Source organism: Lichenifustis flavocetrariae, assembly GCF_026130545.1.
In the GTDB taxonomy this organism is placed as follows: Bacteria; Pseudomonadota; Alphaproteobacteria; order Rhizobiales; family Beijerinckiaceae; genus Lichenihabitans; species Lichenihabitans flavocetrariae.
Genome location: NZ_JAMOIM010000105.1, coordinates 1 through 5544, shown reverse-complemented (window position 1 = coordinate 5544; position 5544 = coordinate 1). Strand labels below are relative to the sequence as shown.

Here is a 5544-nt window from a genome sequence, read left to right as displayed (position 1 = left end):
CGACTTCCATGGCGAATGGAACTATACAATCGCTCCAAGGCCATCATAATCAGCGCGATAATTTGTCGACGCTGCCTTAGAGCCCAACCCGAAATGAGTTGAGTGATTTCAGCGACCTGTGATTCTGTTCGGTTGCGAGACTGAACGGGATGACGATGGCCTGGACTGAAACCACTTGCCGCGATTATGAGCGGCGAGGCCGACGCTATGCAAGCGATACAACGGATCGGGAATGGGGCCTTGTGGCGCCATTTCTCCCTGAGCCGAAGCGGATCGGGCGACCGCGGACGACTGACCTGCGAGACGTGGTGGATGCGATCCTCTACATGGCAACGACCGGGTGCCAATGGGCAATGCTGCCGACGGATTTCCCGCCGCCCTCGACGGTGCAACGCTTCTTCTACGATTGGCGCGACAGCGGCCTGTTGCGGACGATCAACCATCATCTGGTGATGGCGGCTCGGGAGCTCGAGGGTCGGGAGGCCAGTCCCTCAGCGGGCGTGATCGACAGCCAGAGCGTGAAAACGACCGAAAGTGGCGGGGTTTGCGGCTACGACGCGGGCAAAAAGATCAAAGGACGCAAACGCCACATCGTGACAGATACGCTGGGCCTTCTTGTCGGTCTGGTGGTTCACGGTGCCGACATTCAAGACCGCGACGGCGCACCAGCCGTGCTCCGCGCCATTCGCTCCGCGTTCCCGTGGCTGCGCCATGTCTTCGCCGACGGCGGTTATGCCGGACCGAAGCTTCGCGGCCGCTTGGCCAAGATCGGCGCCTGGACGATGGAAATCGTCAAACGCTCCGACAAGGCTCAAGGCTTCGAGCTTCTTCCGCGCCGCTGGGTGGTTGAGAGGACCTTTGCATGGCTGGGCCGATGCCGAAGGCTCGCAAAGGACTGGGAGAAAACAATCGCAAGCGCCGAAGCATGGATCATGATCGCACATATCCGCCTGCCGACCAGACGGCTCGCAAGGTACTGCTATCCCTCATAGAGTTTCCAGTCGGACTTTTATTGTGAAAGCGGATTCGGGTGATACCACGGACCAAGGCACTGGTATTTTGATCACCGCATTTAAGGCGGTGACCCCCGAGCTGCCAACGTTGGCAGCCTTCAGGACTCTGGATGTTGACCCCTCTTTTGGCCCAGATATTGCCAAAATAGGCACTGTACCGCTTCCAGCATCTCTCCCGATGTTCGGCGCAGCTCTCCTCGTGCTTGCTGGTTTTGGATACGGCATGAACCGTTGGGTTGCGCCGAAAGGCCAAGAGAAAGTAGCCGCGGCCTGAATTCGAGGGGAGCCGTGCAACAAACGCCCATGGCTCATGTCACGGGCGTTTTGTTTAGCTGCCGTTCCTCGTTGTGGAGCAATAGCGGGATCAGAAGGCGTCCGATCAGACAGTCTATGACCTAAAACGAAACCCTAAGGCTGGCACTGCCGGCCTGATCAGCGAAGACCCACCTTGATGCCCGTCAGCTCGTTGCTCGCGGGTTCTTCATGTTGGGAGAGGGGAAGGGGAGCCGGACACCGCGCCCGTGAGGCCGACAGGCGAAGCGTGAGCTCGGCAGCCCAAGGGGCCACAATAGCAGCGTTGCACGGAGATCGGCCGGAGTCGAAATGCCCTTTTACGTTTTATGAACGACCTCGGCCGTGGTGAGCCACGGCGGCAGGCTGGCGGCCCGCTCTCGTCACGAAGGGCTGTAGGGCCGCTGCCTGTCGCCAGCCCAAGGCGCGTCAGCGTCTGTAAGATCCTGTCGGCCGTCCATGCATTTGCCGGTGCCAGTCCGGTTGTCATCCCTGTTTTAACATGAGAACATATATAGAACTCATAGCGCGGGTCACGGGGACACAGATGATCGAAGGGGACCGGGTAAAGCTGAAAGCCAATGCGCCGCTGCGCCTGACGCATCCCGAGCTGAAGGACACCATCGGCACCGTGGGCAGCATCCTGACGGGGCAGGGTGGCACGCTGCTACATGTCCGTTTCGACAAGCCCGCCAATCTCGTGGTGCTGAGCGCGATGGTCGAGCAGTTCGAGGCAGCCGACCGCATCGAGCCGCGCCTGCGGATTGCCTGACAAACGCTGCGTCGCAAACAGCGCTCCGAAGCCCCGCTTGCGGCCGGCGGTGGCGAGATTGACGATCGCCTCCGAGCTTTCGACCGGGCCCGATTGCAGCGCATAGCGGTCGCCTCGTCGAGCGTGATCAGCACCGGATGCCAGAGCGCCCGCGGCGCTTTCATCAGGCTTTCCAGGAACCGGGCGATGACGCGGCGCTGTCCGGCCAAACCGAGATCGTTGAGCTGCAGAATGGCGGAGACGCCGAGTTCGAGCAGCGTGATGGCCAGTTCGCCGGCTGTTGCTTCGCTGAGGGGTGCATCGGCCCCGTCGCCGCCGATCAGCACATAGTCGAAGCGCTCGCGTAGTGTGAACAGCTCGTCCTCGACGTTGAAGACGATGTGCTGCATGCGGCCGTGGGTGGCCTCCAAGATGCGGCGGATGGCGTAGGTCTTCCCGGCCCCGGACGCGCCCTGGATGATGGCACGGGAGCCGATCAGTTCAGCAGGGGAGGGAACATCGGTGGTGTCCGGTGTCGATGTGAGCTTCATTCGATGAAGCCTATCCGGCGTTATCGCTTCTACGGTTGCCTGCGGGCGTGGTGCTAGCCCGAGTAATTCACGCCAGGGTTGGCAGATGTAGCTTAAAGCACTGACGTGATTTATGATTTGGTTATCAAAAACCGCCCTCGCCGCCAGATTTTCCGTCGTGGCGATCCGACACTTCGGTTGAAGACTCACGGGAGCCTTCGTTGGCTCAAAATTCCTCCCAGTCACTTTCAACAGCGGGTTGGGGTTTCAAAGCCGCGCCACCCCGGCCCGATGCCTTCAGGGCGGGTGCCCGAACCAGTCGTGCAGAGTTGGTTGGCCGTGCAACGCTGCGGGGCTGGGAATTTTGAGCGGATGACACAGGTTTCTGGCCAAGATCGAACCGGGACATCAGCCGAGCCAGTTCCTCGGCCTCCTTCGCCAAGCCATGGCTGGCGGCCGTCGATTCCTCGACCATGGCGGCGTTCTGCTGGGTGACCTGATCCATCTGGTTGATGGCCGTATTCACCTGTTGCAGGGCCGTCGCCTGCTCCTGCGTGCTGGTTGAGATGTCAACCACGACCGCATTGATTTCGATGACCTGGGCGACGATCCGCTCCAGAGATTTGCCGGTCTCCCCAACGAGCGCCACCCCTTCACCGACCTGGCGACCGGATTCCGAGATAAGGGCCTTGATCTCCTTGGCGGCTTCTGCCGATCTTTGGGCCAGGCCCCGGACCTCGGACGCGACGACCGCAAAACCGCGGCCAGCCTCCCCCGCACGCGCGGCCTCCACGCCCGCGTTCAAGGCGAGCAGATTGGTCTGGAAGGCGATCTCGTCGATGACGCTGATGATCTGACTGACCTTCTGGGCCGAGGTTTCGATCGCACTCATGGCTTGCACGGCCTGAGCTACGACCGTTCCCGAATGCTCGGCGTCGGTCTTGGCGGCCCCCACCACTTTGCGAGCATGGCTGGAGCCGTCGGAGGTCTTCTTCACCGTAGCCGTGATCTCATCGAGAGCGGCTGCGGTTTCCTCCAAAGAGGCGGCTTGCTGCTCGGTCCGGCGCGAAAGGTCATCGGAAGCGGTCGAGATTTCGATGCTGCCCGATCGGATCGCGGCCGTGTTGGCCGAGACCACAAGCATGGTCTCCTGCAATTTGCCCATGGCACCGTTGAAATCGACCCGGAGCTTGTCATAGTCCGCGACGAACGAGGTTTCGATCCGAAACACAAGATCGCCGGCGGAGAGTCGTTCAAGTCCTGTGGCAAGCGACGCGACGACATGGGCCTGCTGCTGAGAGGCCTCAGTCCGCACCAGCTCGTTTCGTTCCCGTTCCTCGTCGGCCCTCATTCGTGCCGAGGATGCCTCATGTTCGAGGCGCGTCTTGTCAATCGCGGCGGTCTTGAAGGTCTGCACCGCTGTTGCCATCTGGCCGACTTCGTCCTTGCGGCCAAGGGCAGGCACGTCCACCTTCATGTTCCCCGCAGCGAGGCTGTTCATCGCGGATGACATCAGCACCACAGGGTTGGCAATGGCCCGCGACAGCAGCCATGCAATCAATGCCGAAAACAGGATGGCGCAGGACAAGCCGGTGATTTGAACGATTTTGAGGTTGGCGATGGAGCCGTCTTCGGCCTTCTGGTCGAGGTCCGACCAAGTATTTAGCTTCTCCTTGGTATCGGAAGCACTTTTCATAAATTGCTTTTGAAGGTCGACCGCTCGGTCGGACTTGATCAAGGCCAGGCTTTTTTCGATCGCTCCATTGTCGGAGCCCATGCTGACGACGACGTCGCCGATTTCCTTACGCCAGAGTTTGACCGCGGCGTCGAGGCCATCGATCAATGGTGTGGCTTCGGCCAACCGGCTGTAATCCTTCACACGACTCCGGATCGAGACGAGCGCGTCATCGAAGCTTTTCCCGGCTTTTTGATAGACCTCGACCGAATTCGGATCATGTCGGATGACATATCCGCGCTCGGCGGCCACAGCGCCAAGGGCACCTTCCAGCGCGTTGTCGACGCCGTTCAGAACGTCGCTTCCTGCGCCGTTATTCGCACTCTCCGCTTCGGTGCGCGACACCGCAAAATACATCGAGCCGCTGGTCATGGCCACGATCAGAACGATCACGGCAAAGCCAAAAGCCAGCTTGAGGGATATCTTGAGGTTTGACATTATCGCTTTCAATTATGTCCACTAATGATCGAGCATCACCTCCAGGAACGCTTCAAACGCTTACAATCCGATAATCTGGCGGCTTTGCCGCAACTATGGAGAACCAATCGTTCTTGACCACGCCGCTTTGAGGCGCCTGCATCGGATCTCCGCCCGGAGAGGGTCCCAACGGCAGCTTCGCCCTCGACGTGGATGATGAAGGCCAACACGACGCCGATTTGCATCACGCATAAGGTCCCTCCTGCCGGTATCGACGAGGTAGAGGTTCTTTATCAACGCTCCCCAACAGCGCCATTGCTGCAAAGTATTTCACGGCCGTCGGCTGACAACGTCCCCACTTTGTTAAAATAATAGACGGATGTTTTGCTCAGCACCTGGCCCGTATAAATGCCTCCCAGCTCGCTCATACATCTGGCGACCGCCCCGTTGATTTCGATGCTCGGGAGCATCCGTGACCCGTCAGGCGTAGCTCCTCTCGCCGTCAAGAACGAGGGTCTGAATAGCCGATCAGACTGTCGGTCGAGGCTCGTCACCTCGCTAAAGCGGGTGCCCGTGATGCAATAAAATCACTGTCCGGGATCCCCCAGACTCCGCGTTCGCCATAGCGAAAATACGCACCGATGGGGCGGAGATGTTGCCATCCCTGCCCCCTCCGAGACCCCTGCATGCGAATGACCGCATCCGGTACTTCAAAACAATTTTGCAATCCTTACTGGAACAGCTTGAGAATGAGCTGGCTGTTCTGGTTGGCGATCGACAACGACTGGATGCCGAGCTGCTGCTGCG

The 5544-nt window shown here is 59.8% G+C and carries 4 protein-coding genes; 3 read left to right on the top strand and 1 reads right to left on the bottom strand.

Annotated features, from left to right (window positions below):
- The first annotated feature begins 155 nt into the window (after positions 1-155).
- From M8523_RS35670 to M8523_RS35660, 3 genes are all read left to right on the top strand, one after another.
- On the top strand, positions 156-992 hold the full coding sequence (locus M8523_RS35670; protein ID WP_282589542.1) for an IS5 family transposase: 837 nt from the start codon (positions 156-158) through the stop codon (positions 990-992).
- Positions 993-1851: 859 nt separating this feature from the next.
- Positions 1852-2076, top strand: a complete 225-nt coding sequence (locus M8523_RS35665) for a hypothetical protein (RefSeq protein ID WP_282589541.1) — start codon at positions 1852-1854, stop codon at positions 2074-2076.
- Between the two features lie 137 nt (positions 2077-2213).
- On the top strand, positions 2214-2423 hold the full coding sequence (locus M8523_RS35660; protein WP_282589540.1) for a hypothetical protein: 210 nt from the start codon (positions 2214-2216) through the stop codon (positions 2421-2423).
- A 388-nt stretch (positions 2424-2811) separates the two neighbouring features.
- Here M8523_RS35660 and M8523_RS35655 read toward each other — a convergent pair whose 3' ends face one another.
- Positions 2812-4758: a methyl-accepting chemotaxis protein gene (locus M8523_RS35655; RefSeq protein WP_282589539.1), complete on the bottom strand. Its 1947-nt coding sequence runs from the start codon at positions 4756-4758 to the stop codon at positions 2812-2814.
- Positions 4759-5544 lie beyond the last annotated feature (786 nt).

Coding starts and splice junctions, on each gene's coding strand:
- M8523_RS35655 (WP_282589539.1), bottom strand. CDS start 4,758: ATGTCAAACCTCAAGATATCCCTCAAGCTGGCTTTTGGCTTTGCCGTG.
- M8523_RS35665 (WP_282589541.1), top strand. CDS start 1,852: ATGATCGAAGGGGACCGGGTAAAGCTGAAAGCCAATGCGCCGCTGCGC.
- M8523_RS35660 (WP_282589540.1), top strand. CDS start 2,214: ATGCCAGAGCGCCCGCGGCGCTTTCATCAGGCTTTCCAGGAACCGGGC.
- M8523_RS35670 (WP_282589542.1), top strand. CDS start 156: ATGGCCTGGACTGAAACCACTTGCCGCGATTATGAGCGGCGAGGCCGA.